This window comes from Kocuria turfanensis, from assembly GCF_001580365.1.
Taxonomy (GTDB): domain Bacteria; phylum Actinomycetota; class Actinomycetes; order Actinomycetales; family Micrococcaceae; genus Kocuria; species Kocuria turfanensis.
This window is the reverse complement of sequence record NZ_CP014480.1, coordinates 3,250,021-3,266,140: the sequence shown is the minus strand read 5'-3', so window position 1 is coordinate 3,266,140 and position 16,120 is coordinate 3,250,021. Positions and strand designations below refer to the sequence as shown.

Genomic DNA, 16,120 nt, shown 5'->3' with positions numbered 1-16,120 from the left:
AGGCATGCGTCCGGACCGTTCCGCGGAGCCGTTCCCGGGCGCGGGACGTGCCGGGGCACTCCCTGTACGAGACTGTAGTCCATGCTGAATCGGCGGCCACAACCGGGCCCGCGCACGAGTTCCCGGGCGTTTCTTGATTGACTGGCCCCATGAGCTCCGTCGACACCCCCGAGAACCGGGCGTTCGCCCCCGCCGACCCCGGCTTCCTCGTCTCCATCGCGACCTTCGCCTTCGTGGCCCTCGGCCTGGAGGCCGTGGTCGACGGCACGGTGCTCACCCTCACCGGGGAGATCCCCGACGTGTACCCCCTGGGCTGGCAGGTCTTCGCCTGGCTGTGCCTGGGCGCCGTCTGGCTCGGGATCCAGCGCGGGCTCGTGGCGTGGCTGCGCCACCGGGCGGCGGACCCCGCCGCTCCGCAGCCCCCCGCGCCCTCCCCCGCCCTCGACCACCGGCGGACCACCACCGCGCTGGTGCTGTTCGTGCTGGCGGTCCTGCTCGGGGTGATCCTGCCGGTCTTCCTCGTGGGCCAGTGGCGGCTCCAGCCGGTCCAGCTCTACCTCGACCTCTACGCCGACTACGGCGGGGGCGCCTGGCTGGGCATGGTCGGCTTCGCGGCCTACCACGTGGGCCGGTCCCTGCTGCTGGCCCTCGTGCTGACGTGCGTGCAGCGGGCGGTGGAGCTGCGCCGCCCCGGTCGCTGGACGCAGGCGGCCCCGGTGGGCGGGCTGGTCCTGGGGGTCCTGCTCGCCCTGCCCGGCCTGGTCCTGGGCGGGTGGGCCTCCGCGGCCACGGCGCTGGTCTGCTGCACGCTGCTGGGGATGGTGCACAACCTCACCGGCCGGTCGCTGCGCTGGACGGGCCCCGCGGCGGTCGTGGTCCTCCTGTTCGTCTAGACCCCTCCGGCGCGGGACCGGCGCCACCGCCGGGCCCGCCACCCCGTCCCGGGTGGTGCGGCCGGAGGCCGTCTCCGCCGGTGCGCCCGCCGTCCCCGCACGCCGTGCCGCCGGCGCGCCCGGCGCCCGCGGGGACGACTGGGGCGGCGGCGACATGTTGCGCCGATCACAGGAATTTCCCGGAGAGGGTTTCCTGACTCGTGCATATGTCCTAACATAATGACATCCGAACCAGTGAGACGTGCGTCACTCCGTGAGGGACGCGTCGACCCGGCGAGATCACCACTGTGCAGAGCGCACCGGTTGCGCACGAACAAAGGAACCTTCGATGGCCACATCGTCACCACGGGAGACAGCGGCTGCGCTGCCTCCGCTGACCTCCGGACCACATCGCAAGCGCCTCGGCCTCATCTCCATCGTGGCCTGCTTCGGCGGTCTGCTCTTCGGCTACGACACCGGCGTGATCAACGGTGCGCTGCGTCCCATGTCGGAGGAGCTCGGCCTGACGCCGTTCACGGAGGGCGTGGTCACCAGCTCGCTCGTCTTCGCCGCCGCCGTCGGCGCGCTCTCCGGAGGCCGCATCTCCGACGCCTGGGGGCGCCGGCGGACCATCCTCCTGCTCTCCGTCCTGTTCTTCGTCGGGACGATGATCGTGGTGTTCACGCCCAGCTACGAGGTGCTGGTCGCCGGGCGCGTCTGCCTCGGGCTCGCCGTGGGCGGCGCCTCCGCCGTGGTGCCCGTCTTCCTCGCGGAACTGGCCCCCTACGAGATCCGCGGCTCGATCGCGGGCCGCAACGAGGTGGCCATCGTGATCGGCCAGCTCTCGGCGTTCGTGATCAACGCGATCATCGGCAACGTCTTCAGCGAGTCCCCGAGCGTCTGGCGCGTCATGTTCGCGATCTCCGCGCTGCCGGCCGTGGCCCTGTTCATCGGCATGCTCCGGATGCCGGAGTCCCCGCGGTGGCTCGTGGAGAAGGGCCGCCACCGGGAGGCCCTCGAGGTGCTCAAGACCGTGCGCTCCGAGGAGCGGGCGATCGCCGAGCTCGGCGAGGTCGAGCACGTGGCGGAGGAGGAGCGCGCCGAGCACCAGATCGGCCTGGCCGCCATCCTGTCCAACAAGAATCTGATCCGGATCCTGCTCGTCGGCATCGGCCTGGGCATCGCCCAGCAGCTCACCGGGATCAACTCGATCATGTACTACGGGCAGATCGTGCTGATCGAGTCGGGCTTCAGCGCGAACGCGGCCCTGATCGCCAACATCGCCCCCGGCGTGATCGCCGTGGTCGGCGGCTTCATCGCCCTGTACCTCATGGACCGGCTCGACCGGCGCAAGACCTTCATGATCGGCCTGACCCTCACCACCACCTGCCACCTGCTGATCGGCGCCTCCTCGATGCTGCTGGAGGAGGGCAACCCGCTGCGGCCCTTCGTGATCCTGGCCCTGGTGGTGGCCTTCGTCGGCTCCATGCAGACCTTTCTCAACGTCGCCGTGTGGGTCTACCTCTCCGAGGTGTTCCCGCTGCACATGCGCGGCGTGGGGATCGGCGTGTCCGTCTTCATGCTGTGGGTCGCCAACGGCGTCCTGTCCCTCTACTTCCCCTCCCTGGTCGCCGCGGTGGGGATCACGGGGACGTTCTTCCTCTTCGCCGGGGTCGGCGCGCTGGCGCTGCTGTTCGTCTACACCCAGGTCCCCGAGACCCGCGGACGCACGCTGGAGGCGCTGGAGGAGGACGTGACGACCGGCGCGATCTACACGGTCAAGGCGCCGACCTCCTAGGCGGCCGCCGGCCACGAGGACCTCGTGGCGTGGACGAGCCCCCGGGTGCGGTGGGGTCCCTCGAGGGGCCCCACCGCACCCGGGGGCTCTTCCGTTCCTCCGGGGCGTCCGCACGCCCGGCCGGCTGCGGGGCCGCGGGGAGCCTCCGTGGGCCTGTGGCGGCTGGTTCAGCCGACCTTGGTGAGGGGGGCATAGCGCAGCAGCAGCCGCTTCTCGTCCCCGCCGAAGCGCACCTTGGCCACGGTCTTGTCCCCGGCCCCCTCGACGGACACCACGGTCCCCTTGCCGAAGGCCTTGTGGTCCACGGTGTCCCCGACGGACAGGCTCGGGATCTCCTTGTTGGGCTGCACCCGCCCCGCCGCGGCGGCCCGGGACGGCGCCATCCGCTCGAAGGCGGCGTTCGAGGAGGCCGCCGCGCCCCAGTACGAGCCGCGCATCGCGTCCCGCTGCCCGGAGCCGCCGGCGTGCAGCGAGGAGCCCCAGGAGGCCGGGGCCGAGGACCCCTCCCGCTTCCACTCCAGCAGCTCCGCCGGGATCTCGTCGAGGAAGGGGCTGGCCGGGTTGTACTGGGACTGGCCCCACATCGAGCGGAACTCGGAGCGGGTGAGGTAGAGGCGCTCACGGGCGCGGGTCAGGCCCACGTAGGCGAGGCGCCGCTCCTCCTCCATCTCCTTCTCGTCCGTGAGGGAGCGCTGGTGCGGGAACAGCCCGTGCTCCATGCCGGTCAGGAACACCACGGGGAACTCGAGGCCCTTGGCGGTGTGCAGGGTCATGAGGGTGACCACGCCCTGGACGCGGGCCTCGGCGACCTCCGCCGCGATCTGCTCGGCGCTGGGCCCGTCCTCGGAGGACCCCGCGGGCCGGTTGGGGATCTGGTCCGCGTCGGCCACGAGGGAGACGTGCTCGAGGAACTCGGGCAGCCCGGCGTCGGGGTTGTCCCGCTCGAACTCCCGCACCACGGCCACGAGCTCGGCGAGGTTCTCCACGCGGGACTCGTCCTGCGGGTCGGAGGACCCGCGCAGCGCGGCGAGGTAGCCGGACTGCTCGAGCACCGCCTCGAGCACGGTGGCGGCCCCCGAGGCCTCCGCGACCGAGGCGAGGTCGTCCATCAGCTGGACGAACGCCCTGACCGCGTTCAGCGAGCGGGTGGCCATCCCGGGGGCCTCGTCGGCGCGGCGCAGGGCGTCCATGAACGAGATCCGCTCCCGCTCGGCGAGCGCGGCCGCGGCCCCCTCGGCGCGGTCGCCGATGCCGCGCTTGGGCTCGTTCACGATGCGGCGGACGTTGATGTCGTCGTCCGGGTTCACGATCGAGCGCAGGTAGGACAGGGCGTCCTTGATCTCCTTGCGCTCGTAGAACCGGGTGCCGCCCACCACCTTGTACGGCAGGCCCACGCGCATGAGGATCTCCTCGAGGGAGCGGGACTGGGCGTTGGTGCGGTAGAAGACGGCGACGTCACCGGGACGGTAGCCGTCCTCGTCCTGGAGGCGGTCGATCTCCTCGGCGATGAACCGGGCCTCCTCGTGCTCGTTCTCCGCGGCGTAGCCGGTGATCTTCGCCCCGTCGCCGGAGGCGGTCCACAGCCGCTTGTCCCGGCGGGCCTTGTTCTTGGCGATCACCGCGTTCGCGGCGGTGAGGATGTTCTGCGTGGACCGGTAGTTCTGCTCCAGCAGGATGGTGCGCGCCTGCGGGTAGTCCTTCTCGAAGTCGACGATGTTGCGGATGTCGGCCCCGCGGAACGCGTAGATCGACTGGTCGGAGTCGCCCACGACGGTCAGCTCCGCCGGCGGCACGGGGTTCGCCCCGGGACCGGGATCGGCGCCGGCGCCCGTGCCGACGAGCTCCCGGACCAGGGCGTACTGGGCGTGGTTGGTGTCCTGGTACTCGTCGATGAGCACGTGCCGGTACCGGCGCCGGTAGTACTCGGCGACCTGGGGGAAGGCCCGGAGCATGTGCACGGTCTGGCCGATGAGGTCGTCGAAGTCCATCGCGTTGGCCGCGCGCAGCCGCTCGGTGTAGCCGCGGTAGACCTGGGCCACCGCGCTCTCGAAGGGGTCGGTCTCCGAGACGCGGGAGAGGTAGGTCTCGTCGTCGACGAGCTCGTTCTTCAGCGCGGAGATCCGGTGCTGGATGCTCTTGGGCGCGAAGCGCTTCGGGTCGAGGTCGTGCTGCTTGGCCACGAGGGTGATCAGCCGCAGCGAGTCGGCGGAGTCGTAGATCGAGAAGGTCGACTTCAGGCCCACGCTGGCGGCCTCCCGCCGCAGCACCCGCACGCAGAACGAGTGGAACGTGGAGATCGACATCGACTTCGCCGACTCCCCCACCAGCTCGACGACGCGCTCGCGCATCTCGGCGGCGGCCTTGTTGGTGAAGGTGATCGCCAGGATCTCGCCCTGGTGGGCCCGGCCGGTGGCCAGCAGGTGGGCGATCCGGTGGGTCAGCACCCGGGTCTTGCCGGAGCCCGCGCCGGCGACGATCAGCAGCGGCGAGCCGGCGTGCTCCACGGCGGCCCGCTGCGGTTCGTTGAGGCCCTCCACGAGGGCCTCCGCGGGAACGGCGCCGCGGCGCGGGGCGGCGCTCGCGGCGGGGCGCGCCACGGAGGAGGAGGGCAGGAGCGGGTTGTCGAAGAGGTAGTCCATCGTCGTCCCAGTCTACCGAGGGCCGGTGACAGCCGGGCCGGGGTGGGGACCGGGCTCAGACGAAGTGCAGCTCCAGCCGGTGCCGCCCGTTGTCGTCGTCGACCCACAGCTCCGAGTCGGCCACGGTCACCCGGACGGGCCGCTGCAGCCGGATCTCGTCGTCGAACTCCGCGGCCCCGGCCTCGGCGCCGCCGTAGACGGTGTCCAGCTCCCGGTCCGCCAGGTCCAGGTGGCGGATCGCGTCGTTGCCGGTGTCGGCGATCACGATGGACCCGTCGTAGAGGATCTGCAGGTCCTCGGGGTGGTCCAGCTGGGCGACGTCCGCCGGCCCGTCGGCGAAGCCCGGCCCCGCCCGGCCCACCACGGTGCAGACCCGCGGGTCGCCGTCGGGCTTGTCCGTGTCGATCTCGATGCAGCGCAGGGAGGAGGAGTCGCGGTCCACGAACCAGAGGGTCCCGTTGCCGTCCTCGGTGATCGAGACGGTGGCCGCGAACGTGGCCTGCCCCGCCTCCCCGTCCCGCCGCCCGGGCTCCCCCGTGCCCGCGAACCCGTACAGCACGTCGGTGTACGGGTCCCAGCGGAACAGCCGGTGCAGCGACGGCACCGCCACGATCACGGCCGAGAGCTTGTGCGACCACACCAGGTCCGTGATGGGGGCGCCGCCGAGCACGGAGCAGTCCACCGTGCGGCGCACCGTCTCGTGGTCCTTCTCGAACAGCCTCAGCGCATTGCCCTCGGTCAGCCGCATGAGCAGGCCGTCCGGGAGTCCGATGGACAGTTCCATGACCGGCACCTCCGTGTCGTCCTCGTCGCGCGCCCGGTCGTCGTCGGCCGGACCGTTCTCCCGCGGGTCACGAGGACCGGTGCGGGTGGCCCCAGCCTACTCCTGGGTCGGGCGCCCCGCGGTGGACGCACAGCCGGACCGCCCGCCCGGCCACCGGCCGGATAATGGGGGCATGGGACTGACACGGGCGCAGAAGGCACGCAAGCACGGCAGCGCGGCGGCTCCGGCACCGCCGCGGGGGGCGCGGCTGCACGAGGCGCGGCCCGGCGAGCTGCGCCCGGAGCCCGCCCGGTCGAGCTCCGGGCTAGTGGTCGGGGTGGCCCTGGGCGTCTCCGCCCTGCTGTGGCTGTACGTGCACGCCTGGGTGCTCCCCCAGTTCGGCGCGGCCGTCGCGGACGGCCTGCTCCTGCCCGAGTGGATGCCCGGCGGGTTCGACCAGGCCCACGCCCAACGGCTCGCCGCCGCCCTCGGCGACGAGGGACGGGCCCAGTACGAGGCCGTCCACCGCTCCTCCGGGCTGCTGGCCCCGCTCTTCGTGGGCCTGGCGTGGCTGCTCCTCGTCGCCCTCCACACGGCCTCGCGCGCTCGCCGGTGGCTGCGCTCGGCGGTCGTGCTGGGCTTCGCGGCCGTCTCCCTGGCGGGCAACGCGGCGATCGACGCCGCGCTCGCGGACCCCGGCGACGCCTCGGCCGTGGCCACGGCGTCAGCCCTGGTGGTGGCGCGCTGGGTGCTGCTGGTGCTGCTGCTGGCGGTCACCGTGGCGGTGGCCGTGGAGGCGCTGCGGCGCCGGGCGCCGCGGCCTCCGGCCGGCGACCCGGAGCGCCCCGCGGACCCGCCGCGCTGAGCGGCAGGCCCCGGGCAGCCGAACGCCCCGGACCGTGCGGTCCGGGGCGTTCCGGTGGTGCCCCCGATTGGATTCGAACCAACGACACCGGCTTTAGGAGAGCCGTGCTCTATCCCCTGAGCTACGAGGGCGACGCCGAACAGTCTAGGTGCTGCCCGGGAACCCCGCGAACCGTGCGCGTCTAGGATCGGTCGCATGCCCGTCTACATCGATCCGCCGCTGTGGCCCGCCCACGGGACGCACTTCTCGCACCTGGTCTCCGACTCCTCCTACGAGGAGCTGCACGCCTTCGCGCACCGGCTGGGCGTGCCCCGGCGGGCGTTCGACCGGGACCACTACGACGTGCGGGGAAGCCTCTACGACGCGGCGGTGGCCGCGGGCGCCCGGCCGGTCGAGGGCCGTGAGCTCACGCGGGTGCTGCTGCGCAGCGGTCTGCGCGTGCCCGCCCGGGCGCGCCCGGAGCGGATCGGCCGGGTGCTGCGCCGGCGGTGGGACGGCCGGTTCCCCGGCCTGCCGCGGATCGGCGCGGAGCTCGTCGAGCGGTGGGGGGAGCCCCACCGGCACTACCACGGCCGCTCGCACCTGCTGGCCGTCCTCGAGGCCCTCGAGGAGCTGGTCGCCGGGGCCGGGCTGGACCGGGAGCAGCACGACGCCCTCCTGCTGGGCGCGTGGTTCCACGACGCCGTCTACGCCGGCAGGCCCGGGCAGGACGAGCGGGACTCCGCCGAGCTGGCCCGGGAGCGCCTGACCGCGGCCGGTCTGGCCCCGGACGTGGTCGCCGAGGTCCAGCGCCTGGTCCTGCTCACCCTCGACCACGCGGCCGCCCCCGGGGACCTGCCCGGGGCGCTCCTGCTGGACGCGGACCTCGCCGTGCTGGGGTCGGCGCCGGACGCGTACGCGGCCTACGCCGCCGCCGTGCGCCGGGAGTACGCGCACGTGCCCGACGCCGACTTCGCCGCCGGGCGGCTTCGGGTGCTCGAGGGACTCTGGCGCCGGCAGCCGGTCTACCGCACGCCGGCCGCGCAGCGGCGCTGGGGAGCGCGCGCCGCCCGGAACCTGGAGGGCGAGATCGAGCAGCTGCGCACCGCCGCGGGCCGGGGCTCCCCCGCCGACGTGGAGGTCCTCACGATCACGGCGGTGTGCCTGCGCGACGACGACGGCGCGCTGCTCACGGTGCGCAAGCGGGGCACGGACCGCTTCATGCTGGTGGGCGGCAAGCTCGACCCGGGCGAGTCCCCCGCCGAGGCGGCCGTGCGGGAGACGGCCGAGGAGGTCGGGCTGGTGCTGGACCCCGGGCAGCTCCGCCTGCTGGGAGAGTTCGAGGCCCCCGCCGCGAACGAGGCCGCCACGTGGGTGCGCTCCACGGTGTTCACCGCGCCCCTCACCGGGCGCCCGGAGGCCCGCGCGGAGATCGAGGAGCTGCGCTGGCAGCCGCTGGACGACGTCTCGCCCGCCGCGCTGCCGGCAGACCTGGCGCCGCTGCTCCGGGAGCACGTCATTCCCGCGCTGCTGGGCTCCCCTGGGGCTCGTGCGGCTCGCCCGCGGCGCGGTGGCGCCGGTGGAGCAGGATCCCGGTGAGCAGGCCCAGCACGATGCCGATGCCGCCGAAGACGGACAGCCACATGGCGGCGTGGCCGACGAACGCGGCGACCACGAAGCCGACCACGATCCCGGGCACGGCCCCGCCGATCATGCCGTAGGCCATGTAGGCGTACTCACGGTCCAGGCTCGTGCGGGCGTTGCGGCTGAAGTCGGTGGCCATGGGTCCAGTCTATCGGCGCCGGGAGGCTCGGGCCGGGCCCCGGCCGGGGCGTCCGGGCGGTCCGCCGGCGGCGTGGCACGGCAGCGGTGGGCCGGCGGCGTGCCACCGGAACGGCGGGCGGGCGGCCGATGGCCGCCCGGACGAGCAGCGGGTGCGCGGAACCTGTCTGGCCGACCAGGGACCGCGCACCCGAACCGATGCTCTCGCGTGCGGTCAGCGCACGCGGACGTAGACCGGGCCGGAGCCCACGTTGACGCTGTCGACGACCGTGGTGCCGCCGTTCCAGCCGCCGTGCACGGCCTTGCCGCCGCCGATGTAGACGCCGATGTGGGCCATGCCCATGCCGCCGTCGGCGTAGTAGACGAGGTCGCCGGGCTGGGCCTGGCCCGCGGAGACCTGCGTGCCGAGGCTCAGGTAGGAGGCCGGCCAGCCGTGGTGGTTGATGCCGGCGGCGCGCAGGGCGTTGGTGACCAGGGCGGTGCAGTCCTGGCCGACGCCGAGCTGGCCCAGGGCGGCCGAGGAGATGGTGGCGCCCTTGCCGGAGGCGGAGCTCTGCGGCGTGACGGTGCGCTCGGCCGCCGGGGCCGCCTGCACGGCGGGCTTCGGTGCGGGCTTCGGCGCCGGGGCCGGCTTCGGGGCGGCCTGGACGGCGGGAGCGGCCGGCTGCGGGGCCGGGGCAGTCGTCGGTGCGGCCACCGGCTTCGGCGCCGGGGTGGTCCGCACCACGGAGGGCGCGGCGGGAGCCGGCTGGAGGACGGGAGCGGCCTGGGCGGCCGGCTTCGGCGCCGGGGTGGCCTGCACCACGGAGGGCGCGGCGGGAGCAGCCTGCAGGACGGGAGCGGCCTGGGCGGCCGGCGTCCCGGTCCTCTGCTCGACCGTCGCGCGGGCCTTGGGCTCCGCCTTCTTCTCGGCCTTCTTCTCGGACGCCTTCTGGGCCTTCGTCACGTGGGCGGCCGGCGCCAGGGAGACGGTGGGGGCGGCGGACGGGGTCGCGGCGGCCACGGCGGACAGCGGGGCGTCGGCGGCGGCCTCCTGGGCCGGGGCCTCGTGCGCGGAGACGGTGGTGGCCAGCGCCAGGCCGGAGAAGGCGGCGACGGCGGCCACGGTGCGGGCCCTGCCGGTGAGGAGGGAGCCGACGCCGGTCGAGGAGTTCAGATCACGAGTCATGGGGGGATTCAGCAGGCTTTCTGGAGGGCCGGGCGAACCTGCCGGGAGACTGCGGTGACAGCACGGATCACCCCGCACGAGGGCGCGCGGGGTGATGCGATCTCCGGCAGCGCGGCGCTCCGGATGCGGAGGGCCGCGCACGGCGGGCGAACGGAGGAGGGGGTGTCCGGGGGGGGACGGGGCGCACCGAGCCCGGGAAGACGGGGGGTGCGGGGCGGACCCGGGAGTGCGGGTCGCGGCGGTCCGGGACGGACCGGGTGCCTCCCGCAGCGACCCTGGGATCACCGCGGGAGGCGAGCCGGATCAGCCGATCCGGTAGTAGCCGTCGAGCTGCATGGCGTTGACGGAGTGGATCTGGGTGCCCTGCGTCGGGTTCAGCGCCGAGATCATCTTGCCGCCGCCGATGTAGATGCCCACGTGGCCGCCACCGTTCTGGGAGACGAGGTCGCCGGGCTGCGGGTTGGCCACGGGGGTGCCGGCGGCGAACTGGTCCCACGTGGTGCGGGGCAGGTCGATGCCGTTCTGGGCGAAGACCCACTGGGTGAAGCCGGAGCAGTCCCAGGCGCCGAAGGCGGTGCCGCCGTAGACGTAGCCGGAGCCGATGCCCTGGTGGGCGGCGCCCACGATGCCGCCGGCGGCCGCGGGGATCTCGGTCGTGGCGTTGGCCTGCGGGGCCACGCTCGCGGTGGAGACCGCCGGCTGCGGGGCCGGGGCCTGGTAGGCCGGGGCCGCGGGCTGCGCGGCGACGGGGGCCTGGTAGGTGTAGGAGGCCAGCGAGGCGGCGGCCGGGGCCGGGGCCGGGGCCGAGTAGGCGGCGCCGGAGGCCGCGGGGACCTCGGCGTAGGCCTGGGCCGGGGCGATGGAGCCGACGATCGCGGCGCCGGCTGCGGCGGCGATCGTGGTGTTGCGCACGGCGTTCGAGGAGGTCTCGGCGCGGTGGCGGGCAGTGTTCTGCTTGAAAATAGCCATGGGTGTGTTCCTCCCTTTGCCTACGAGGTGAGCTGTCGGATTCGGGTGGGAGACACCCGGCCGCGGAGCGCATGCGCTCCGGCGACTTAACCCCAAGGCCCCGGATCACCGGGACCGGAAATGGTTCCCCCGCTTCTGCCAAGCAGTTTCTGTGCATCGGCCCCGGGCACCGGCAGAATTCGGCGATGTGCACGAGGATGCCGATCCGACCAGTGATCAGCACGCGTTGAACAATACATGACCGGTTACGGAAGTGTCACGTTTTGATCACGACGGATCACGGAATTGCATCTCGAAGGGTATGGAAACCCGCGGATTGTGTCGTTTCCGACTATCAGTGCGTGGCGGCGGCGCACGGTGGAGCGAGGGTCCGGACGCCTCGGATCCGGCCGCTCACCAGGTCGTTCACCGCTGACGGGCTCCGATCCGGCCGGACTGGCCGAAAGTGCCTTGTGAACGTCCCCACAATGATGGTCGGGTCTCGCGCCGGGCGCCGCGACGTGCCCCGGACGCGGGCACGGCCCGGCGGGCGCTCAGGCGGCGAGGACCCGGATGGCCCCGGCCGTGCGCAGGTCGATCTCCGCGGACCGGCCGGTGTCGGCGACCTCGATCCGCACCCGCTGACCCTCCACGCGGGCCCGGACCACGGCCCCGGTCAGCACGCCCACGTCGCTCAGCACGCCCAGCAGCGCGGCGTCGGCCTGCACCACCTCCGGCAGCAGCGCCACGGTGTGCGTCCCCTCCGGGTCCGCGCGGGCGGCCTCCAGCAGGGAGGGGTGCCCCGCCGCCGAGGGGCTGTCCCCGACGCCCAGTGCGGCCAGGCCCGGGATCGGCGTGCCGTACGGGGAGTAGCGGGGGCTGTGCAGCAGGTCCACCAGCCGCCGCTCGACCTGCTCGCTCATCACGTGCTCCCAGCGGCACGCCTCGTCGTGGACCTGCGCCAGGTCCAGTCCGATGACGTCGGCCAGCAGCCGCTCCGCCAGACGGTGCTTGCGCATCACCTGCACCGCCCGTTCCCGGCCCAGCTCGGTGAGCACCAGGGAGCGGTCGGCTCCCACCGTCAGCAGCCCGTCGCGCTCCATCCGGGACACCGTCTGCGAGACGGTCGGCCCGGAGTGGTCGAGGCGCTCGACGATGCGCGCCCGCATGGGCGTGATGCCCTCCTCCTCGAGCTCGAGCACGGTCCGCAGGTACATCTCCGTGGTGTCGATCAGATCGCTCATGCCTCAGTCATCCTTCGTCCGGCCGTCCGTCCCCGGGGATCCCGCCCGGTCCGGTCTTCCCGCACGAGCTTAGTCCGCGTGCCCCTGCCGCGGCGGGGACCGGGCCACGGCGGCGGGGACCGGGCCCGGGTGGGGCAGAATGGGCCGGGGCCCGGCCGTGCACGCCCCTGCACGGCCGCCGCGTCCGCCGCCCGCCGCACGTCCGTCATGAGGGAGCACCCGTTGTCCGCACACGTCACCATCCCCCAGCACCTGCTCCCCGCCGACGGCCGGTTCGGCGCCGGGCCCTCCAAGGTCCGCCCGGAGCAGGTCGACGCCGTCGCCCGGGCCGGGGCGGGGCTGCTCGGGACCTCCCACCGGCAGGCACCGGTCCGGCGGCTCGTGGGCTCGGTGCGCGAGGGCCTGGCGCAGTTCCTCCGTCTGCCCGAGGGCCACGAGGTCCTGCTCGGCCTCGGCGGGGCCACCGCCTTCTGGGACGCCGCCGTCTTCGGGCTGGTCGAGGCCAAGGCCCAGCACCTGGTGTTCGGCGAGTTCGGCGCCAAGTTCGCCCAGGCCACGGACGCCGCGCCGTTCCTGGAGGCCTCCTCGGTGGTGGAGTCCCTGCCCGGCACCCGGCCGGAGCCGCGGGCGGAGGACGGCGTGGACGTCTACGCGTGGCCCCAGAACGAGACCTCCACCGGGGTGGCCGCCCCCGTGGTGCGGCCCGCCGGCATCGCGGACGAGGCGCTGGTGCTGGTCGACGCCACCTCGGCGGCGGGCGGCATGGCCGCGGACCTCTCCGCGGCGGACGTCTACTACTTCTCCCCGCAGAAGAACCTCGGCTCCGACGGCGGGCTGTGGCTGGGGGCCTTCTCCCCCGCCGCGATCGAGCGGATCGAGCGGATCGGCGCCTCCGGCCGCTGGGTCCCCGACTTCCTGAAGCTGACCACGGCCCTGGAGAACTCGCGGAAGGACCAGACCTACAACACCCCTGCGCTGGCCACGCTGGTGATGCTGGACGAGCAGCTGCGCTGGCTCAACGGCCGGGGCGGCATGGCCTGGGCGGCGGCCCGCACGAAGGAGTCCTCCGACCTGGTCTACGCCTGGGCCGAGGCCTCCCCCTTCGCCGCCCCCTTCGTGCCCCGCCCGCAGGACCGCTCCACGGTGATCACCACGGTGGACTTCGACTCGACCGTGGACGCCGCCGCCGTGGCCGCCGTGCTGCGCGCCCACGGCGTGGTGGACGTGGAGCCCTACCGCAAGCTGGGGCGCAACCAGCTGCGGATCGCCACGTTCGTCTCGATCGAGCCCGACGACGTGGCGCGGCTGCTGGCCTGCGTGGACCACGTCGTGGACCGGCTGCGCGCGCCGGGCGGCGGACGCTAGGGGGCTCCCCCCGGGGGCGCCGCCCCGGCCGCGGGGCCCCGGGCGCGCAGCCGCAGCCAGAAGAGGGCGCCGACCAGGGCCCCGCCGAGCCCGGCGGCCACGGCCACGCCCATGCCCCACCGCGCCCCGAGGGCGTCCGTGATCCACCCGACCACGGGCGCCCCCACCGGGGTGCCGCCCATGAAGATGGCCATGTACAGGCTCATCACCCGGCCGCGCATCACCGGGGAGGTGGTCGACTGCACGTAGGCGTTGGCGGTGGTCATGATCGTCAGGGAGGACAGCCCGCACGGGACCAGCCACAGCGCGAACACCGTCAGGGTGGGCGCCGTGGCCGCCCCGAGGCAGCTGAGCGCGAAGACGGCGCTGCCGCCGTAGACGTAGCGCAGCCGGGCGCTGCGCCGCCGGGCCGAGAGCAGGGCGCCCGCCACCGTGCCCACCGCGAGGATCGAGTTGAGCGCCCCGAAGGTCTCCGGTCCGCGGCCGAACTCGGGGCCGGCCATGGCGGCCAGGAACACGGCGAAGTTCAGCCCGAAGGTGCCGATGAGGAAGATCGTCACCAGCACCGCCACGATGTCGGGACGGCCCCCGACATAGGCGAGCCCCTCCCGGATCTGCCCGCGCCCCCGCCCGGAGCGCGGCATCCCGCGCAGCTCCTCGGAGCGGATGGCGAGGATCGCGGCGAGCATGGCGCCGAAGGTGAGCGTGTTGAGCAGGAACACCCACCCGGACCCGATCGAGGCCACGAGCACGCCGGCGGCGGCGGGGCCGATCATCCGGGCGGCGTTGAACGACGTGGAGTTCAGGGCCACGGCGTTGGAGAGGTAGTCGTCGTCGACCATCTCGGAGACGAAGGTCTGGCGCACGGGGGCGTCCAGGGTGGACGCGACGCCGAGGGCCAGGGCGAAGGCGTAGACGAGCCCCAGGCTCGCCACCCCGGCCAGCACGGCCGCGCCCAGTCCCGCCGCGAGCGCGGCCATGGCCGTCTGCGTCCACAGCAGCAGGCGGCGCCGGTCCAGCCGGTCGGCGAGCACCCCCGCCCAGGGCGCCAGGAAGAGCTGGGGCAGGAACTGCAGGGCGGTCACCACGCCCATCGCGGTGGCGTCGTGGTCCGAGAGCTCGTCGAAGACCAGCCAGGACTGGGCGGTGCGCTGCATCCACGTGCCGATGTTGGACACCAGCGCGCCCAGGAACCAGACGCGGTAGTTGCGGAAGCGGAAGGACCGGAACATGCCCCGGGCGGGATCGGGTGCGCCCGCGGCCGCGACGCCGCCCCGCGGGGCGCTCAGGGCCGTTCGCCGTCCGGCGACGGCCCGGTCCCGTCCTGCGGGCCGGACCCGGACCCGTCGCCGCCCGCGGCCGGCTCCTCGGCGGCGGTCCCGGGGGCCGGGTCGGCGGGCGCCGCCGCGGCGTCCTCCTCGGCGCGCTCCTGCTCCTCCTGGGCCTTCTCCTCGGGGCTCACGCGCTCGGACCAGGGCACCCACTCGGGGGCCAGCAGGGCGTCCTCCCCGGGCAGCAGGCCGACCTCGCAGACGGTCGCCGTCTTGCTGCGCGGCGCCCGGGCGAGGCTCGCGAACCAGTTCCAGCCGCGGTAGCCGGGCAGGGCGCACTCGAAGAGGTGGACGACCAGCCGGTCCTCCTCGACCCGCACGCGGTGCCCGGGGCCGATCTGCGAGGGCTCCGCGATCTGCTCCACGCCGGCACGGGCGGTGGCGACGTCGGCGATCAGCAGGGCGTCCTGCTTGGGGGCCCGGCGGCGGGCCGGTCGCGCCGGGCGGGCAGGAGGCTCGGGGGCCGCCTCGGCGGGCGCGTCCTGGACGGTCTCCTCGGTCACTGCTGGTCTCCCTCGTGGTGAGTGCTGGGTGGGGTGCCCGGGCCGGGGGCCCGGGCCGGTCGGCTCAGACGTCCAGGTTGTCGGCCACGGTGCGCAGGATGGCGGCGATCTTGCGGCCGTGCGCGGAGTCCGGGTAGCGGCCGCGGTGCAGCCCGTTGGACATCTCGTCCAGGAGCTTGATGAGGTCCTCGGTGATGACCGCCATCTCCTCGGCCGGTTTGCGGACGTTCTTGGCGATCGACGGAGCCCGGTCCAGGATGCGCGCGGACAGCGCCTGCGCGCCGCGCCGCCCCTGGGCCACCCCGAACTCCATGCGCGTCCCCGGCTTCACCGTGGTGGCGCCGGAGGGCAGGGCCGAGGAGGGCAGGAACACCTCCTGGCCGTCGTCGGTCGCCAGGAAGCCGAAGCCCTTCTTGGAATCGAACCACTTCACCTTGCCGGTGGGCACGCTGTCTCCCTCGTCGTCGTCCTCGTGGAAGGGCGGCCCCGCCGTCCGTGCTGCCGGGCCCCCCCTGTGGAACCTCCCATTCTAGCCCTGCTGCAGGCGCCGGGACGCCCGCGGACGCGGTCACGGCGGGGTCCCCGGCTCGCTATTCTGGACCCATGCCTTCCCACGACGACCGCGCCGCCACGCCCGAGGACCGCCCCGCCCCCCGCCCCGGGGTCGACGTCCTCGGCGCCGCCGCGGTCGTGCTGGGCCTGGTCTGCGCGGTGTGCCTGGCGCTGCTGCTGGTGCTCAAGGCCGTCGGCGCGGACCCGTGGGACGGGCTGACGGTGATCCCGTGGTTCGTGCTGCCCGTGGCCTTCCTGCTCTTCTGCGCCACCCTGGTGCGCTCCGTGCTGCGCCGGCGCCGGGCCTGACC

At 74.1% G+C, this 16,120-nt stretch carries 15 protein-coding genes, 1 tRNA gene and 1 riboswitch; of the genes, 6 read left to right on the top strand and 10 right to left on the bottom strand.

The genetic code is table 11. The features are described from left to right. The first annotated feature begins 149 nt into the window (after window positions 1-149). Entirely contained in the window at window positions 150-893 is a 744-nt protein-coding gene (locus AYX06_RS14985) for a hypothetical protein (protein WP_062736446.1), read from the top strand. 328 nt (window positions 894-1,221) lie between these two features. Next, window positions 1,222-2,670 (top strand): sugar porter family MFS transporter, encoded by a 1,449-nt coding sequence (locus tag AYX06_RS14980; RefSeq protein ID WP_062736445.1) that lies wholly within the window; start codon window positions 1,222-1,224, stop codon window positions 2,668-2,670. Between the two features lie 167 nt (window positions 2,671-2,837). Here the strand turns inward: AYX06_RS14980 and pcrA are convergent, their stop codons facing one another. Further along, window positions 2,838-5,309 (bottom strand): DNA helicase PcrA, encoded by a 2,472-nt coding sequence (gene pcrA / locus AYX06_RS14975; protein WP_062736444.1) that lies wholly within the window; start codon window positions 5,307-5,309, stop codon window positions 2,838-2,840. Window positions 5,310-5,364: 55 nt separating this feature from the next. Continuing rightward, on the bottom strand, window positions 5,365-6,093 hold the full coding sequence (locus AYX06_RS14970) for an NHL repeat-containing protein (RefSeq protein WP_232319322.1): 729 nt from the start codon (window positions 6,091-6,093) through the stop codon (window positions 5,365-5,367). A gap of 172 nt (window positions 6,094-6,265) precedes the next feature. Between AYX06_RS14970 and AYX06_RS14965 the strand changes: the two genes are divergently transcribed. Then, window positions 6,266-6,937: a hypothetical protein gene (locus AYX06_RS14965; RefSeq protein WP_232319321.1), complete on the top strand. Its 672-nt coding sequence runs from the start codon at window positions 6,266-6,268 to the stop codon at window positions 6,935-6,937. A 55-nt stretch (window positions 6,938-6,992) separates the two neighbouring features. On the opposite strand, the gene AYX06_RS14960 is transcribed toward AYX06_RS14965, so the two are convergent. Beyond that, window positions 6,993-7,068: transfer RNA gene (locus AYX06_RS14960), tRNA-Arg, on the bottom strand. A gap of 64 nt (window positions 7,069-7,132) precedes the next feature. Between AYX06_RS14960 and AYX06_RS20890 the strand changes: the two genes are divergently transcribed. Next, window positions 7,133-8,515: a DUF4031 domain-containing protein gene (locus AYX06_RS20890; protein WP_084271651.1), complete on the top strand. Its 1,383-nt coding sequence runs from the start codon at window positions 7,133-7,135 to the stop codon at window positions 8,513-8,515. Here AYX06_RS20890 and AYX06_RS14950 read toward each other — a convergent pair. From AYX06_RS14950 to AYX06_RS14935, 4 genes are all read right to left on the bottom strand, one after another. Beyond that, on the bottom strand, window positions 8,433-8,699 hold the full coding sequence (locus AYX06_RS14950) for a hypothetical protein (protein ID WP_062736442.1): 267 nt from the start codon (window positions 8,697-8,699) through the stop codon (window positions 8,433-8,435). The genes AYX06_RS20890 and AYX06_RS14950 overlap by 83 nt on opposite strands. Window positions 8,700-8,912: 213 nt before the next feature. Next, window positions 8,913-9,866, bottom strand: a complete 954-nt coding sequence (locus AYX06_RS14945) for a C40 family peptidase (RefSeq protein ID WP_062736441.1) — start codon at window positions 9,864-9,866, stop codon at window positions 8,913-8,915. Between the two features lie 303 nt (window positions 9,867-10,169). After that, on the bottom strand, window positions 10,170-10,835 hold the full coding sequence (locus tag AYX06_RS14940) for a C40 family peptidase (protein ID WP_062736440.1): 666 nt from the start codon (window positions 10,833-10,835) through the stop codon (window positions 10,170-10,172). A 5-nt stretch (window positions 10,836-10,840) separates the two neighbouring features. Next, a riboswitch (cyclic di-AMP (ydaO/yuaA leader) is annotated at window positions 10,841-11,030 on the bottom strand. A 338-nt stretch (window positions 11,031-11,368) separates the two neighbouring features. Then, complete coding sequence (locus AYX06_RS14935; protein ID WP_062736439.1) at window positions 11,369-12,058, bottom strand: metal-dependent transcriptional regulator; 690 nt, start codon at window positions 12,056-12,058, stop codon at window positions 11,369-11,371. Between the two features lie 207 nt (window positions 12,059-12,265). Between AYX06_RS14935 and serC the strand changes: the two genes are divergently transcribed. Next, window positions 12,266-13,423, top strand: a complete 1,158-nt coding sequence (serC, locus tag AYX06_RS14930; protein WP_062737113.1) for a phosphoserine transaminase — start codon at window positions 12,266-12,268, stop codon at window positions 13,421-13,423. Here serC and AYX06_RS14925 read toward each other — a convergent pair. The 3 genes from AYX06_RS14925 to AYX06_RS14915 all read right to left on the bottom strand — a co-directional run bounded on the left by AYX06_RS14925 (window position 13,420) and on the right by AYX06_RS14915 (window position 15,705). Next, complete coding sequence (locus AYX06_RS14925; protein WP_062736438.1) at window positions 13,420-14,655, bottom strand: MFS transporter; 1,236 nt, start codon at window positions 14,653-14,655, stop codon at window positions 13,420-13,422. The genes serC and AYX06_RS14925 overlap by 4 nt on opposite strands. A gap of 53 nt (window positions 14,656-14,708) precedes the next feature. After that, complete coding sequence (locus tag AYX06_RS14920; RefSeq protein ID WP_062736437.1) at window positions 14,709-15,257, bottom strand: DUF3027 domain-containing protein; 549 nt, start codon at window positions 15,255-15,257, stop codon at window positions 14,709-14,711. A 64-nt stretch (window positions 15,258-15,321) separates the two neighbouring features. Next, a complete protein-coding gene (locus AYX06_RS14915) occupies window positions 15,322-15,705 on the bottom strand; it encodes a cold-shock protein (protein WP_062736436.1) in 384 nt (127 codons plus the stop codon). Between the two features lie 155 nt (window positions 15,706-15,860). On the opposite strand from AYX06_RS14915, the gene AYX06_RS14910 reads away from it, so the two are divergent. Beyond that, window positions 15,861-16,118 carry a hypothetical protein gene (locus AYX06_RS14910; RefSeq protein ID WP_062736435.1) on the top strand — a complete coding sequence of 86 codons (258 nt, stop codon included), beginning with the start codon at window positions 15,861-15,863 and terminating at the stop codon, window positions 16,116-16,118. Window positions 16,119-16,120 lie beyond the last annotated feature (2 nt).

What these genes read in the sequence shown, in the direction of transcription:
- AYX06_RS14970 (WP_232319322.1), bottom strand. Translation starts at nt 6,093, where the DNA reads ATGGAACTGTCCATCGGACTCCCGGACGGCCTGCTCATGCGGCTGACC.
- AYX06_RS14910 (WP_062736435.1), top strand. Translation starts at nt 15,861, where the DNA reads ATGCCTTCCCACGACGACCGCGCCGCCACGCCCGAGGACCGCCCCGCC.
- AYX06_RS14935 (WP_062736439.1), bottom strand. Translation starts at nt 12,058, where the DNA reads ATGAGCGATCTGATCGACACCACGGAGATGTACCTGCGGACCGTGCTC.
- AYX06_RS14985 (WP_062736446.1), top strand. Translation starts at nt 150, where the DNA reads ATGAGCTCCGTCGACACCCCCGAGAACCGGGCGTTCGCCCCCGCCGAC.
- pcrA (WP_062736444.1), bottom strand. Translation starts at nt 5,309, where the DNA reads ATGGACTACCTCTTCGACAACCCGCTCCTGCCCTCCTCCTCCGTGGCG.
- AYX06_RS14950 (WP_062736442.1), bottom strand. Translation starts at nt 8,699, where the DNA reads ATGGCCACCGACTTCAGCCGCAACGCCCGCACGAGCCTGGACCGTGAG.
- AYX06_RS14945 (WP_062736441.1), bottom strand. Translation starts at nt 9,866, where the DNA reads ATGACTCGTGATCTGAACTCCTCGACCGGCGTCGGCTCCCTCCTCACC.
- AYX06_RS20890 (WP_084271651.1), top strand. Translation starts at nt 7,133, where the DNA reads ATGCCCGTCTACATCGATCCGCCGCTGTGGCCCGCCCACGGGACGCAC.
- serC (WP_062737113.1), top strand. Translation starts at nt 12,266, where the DNA reads ATGAGGGAGCACCCGTTGTCCGCACACGTCACCATCCCCCAGCACCTG.
- AYX06_RS14940 (WP_062736440.1), bottom strand. Translation starts at nt 10,835, where the DNA reads ATGGCTATTTTCAAGCAGAACACTGCCCGCCACCGCGCCGAGACCTCC.
- AYX06_RS14980 (WP_062736445.1), top strand. Translation starts at nt 1,222, where the DNA reads ATGGCCACATCGTCACCACGGGAGACAGCGGCTGCGCTGCCTCCGCTG.
- AYX06_RS14965 (WP_232319321.1), top strand. Translation starts at nt 6,266, where the DNA reads ATGGGACTGACACGGGCGCAGAAGGCACGCAAGCACGGCAGCGCGGCG.
- AYX06_RS14925 (WP_062736438.1), bottom strand. Translation starts at nt 14,655, where the DNA reads ATGTTCCGGTCCTTCCGCTTCCGCAACTACCGCGTCTGGTTCCTGGGC.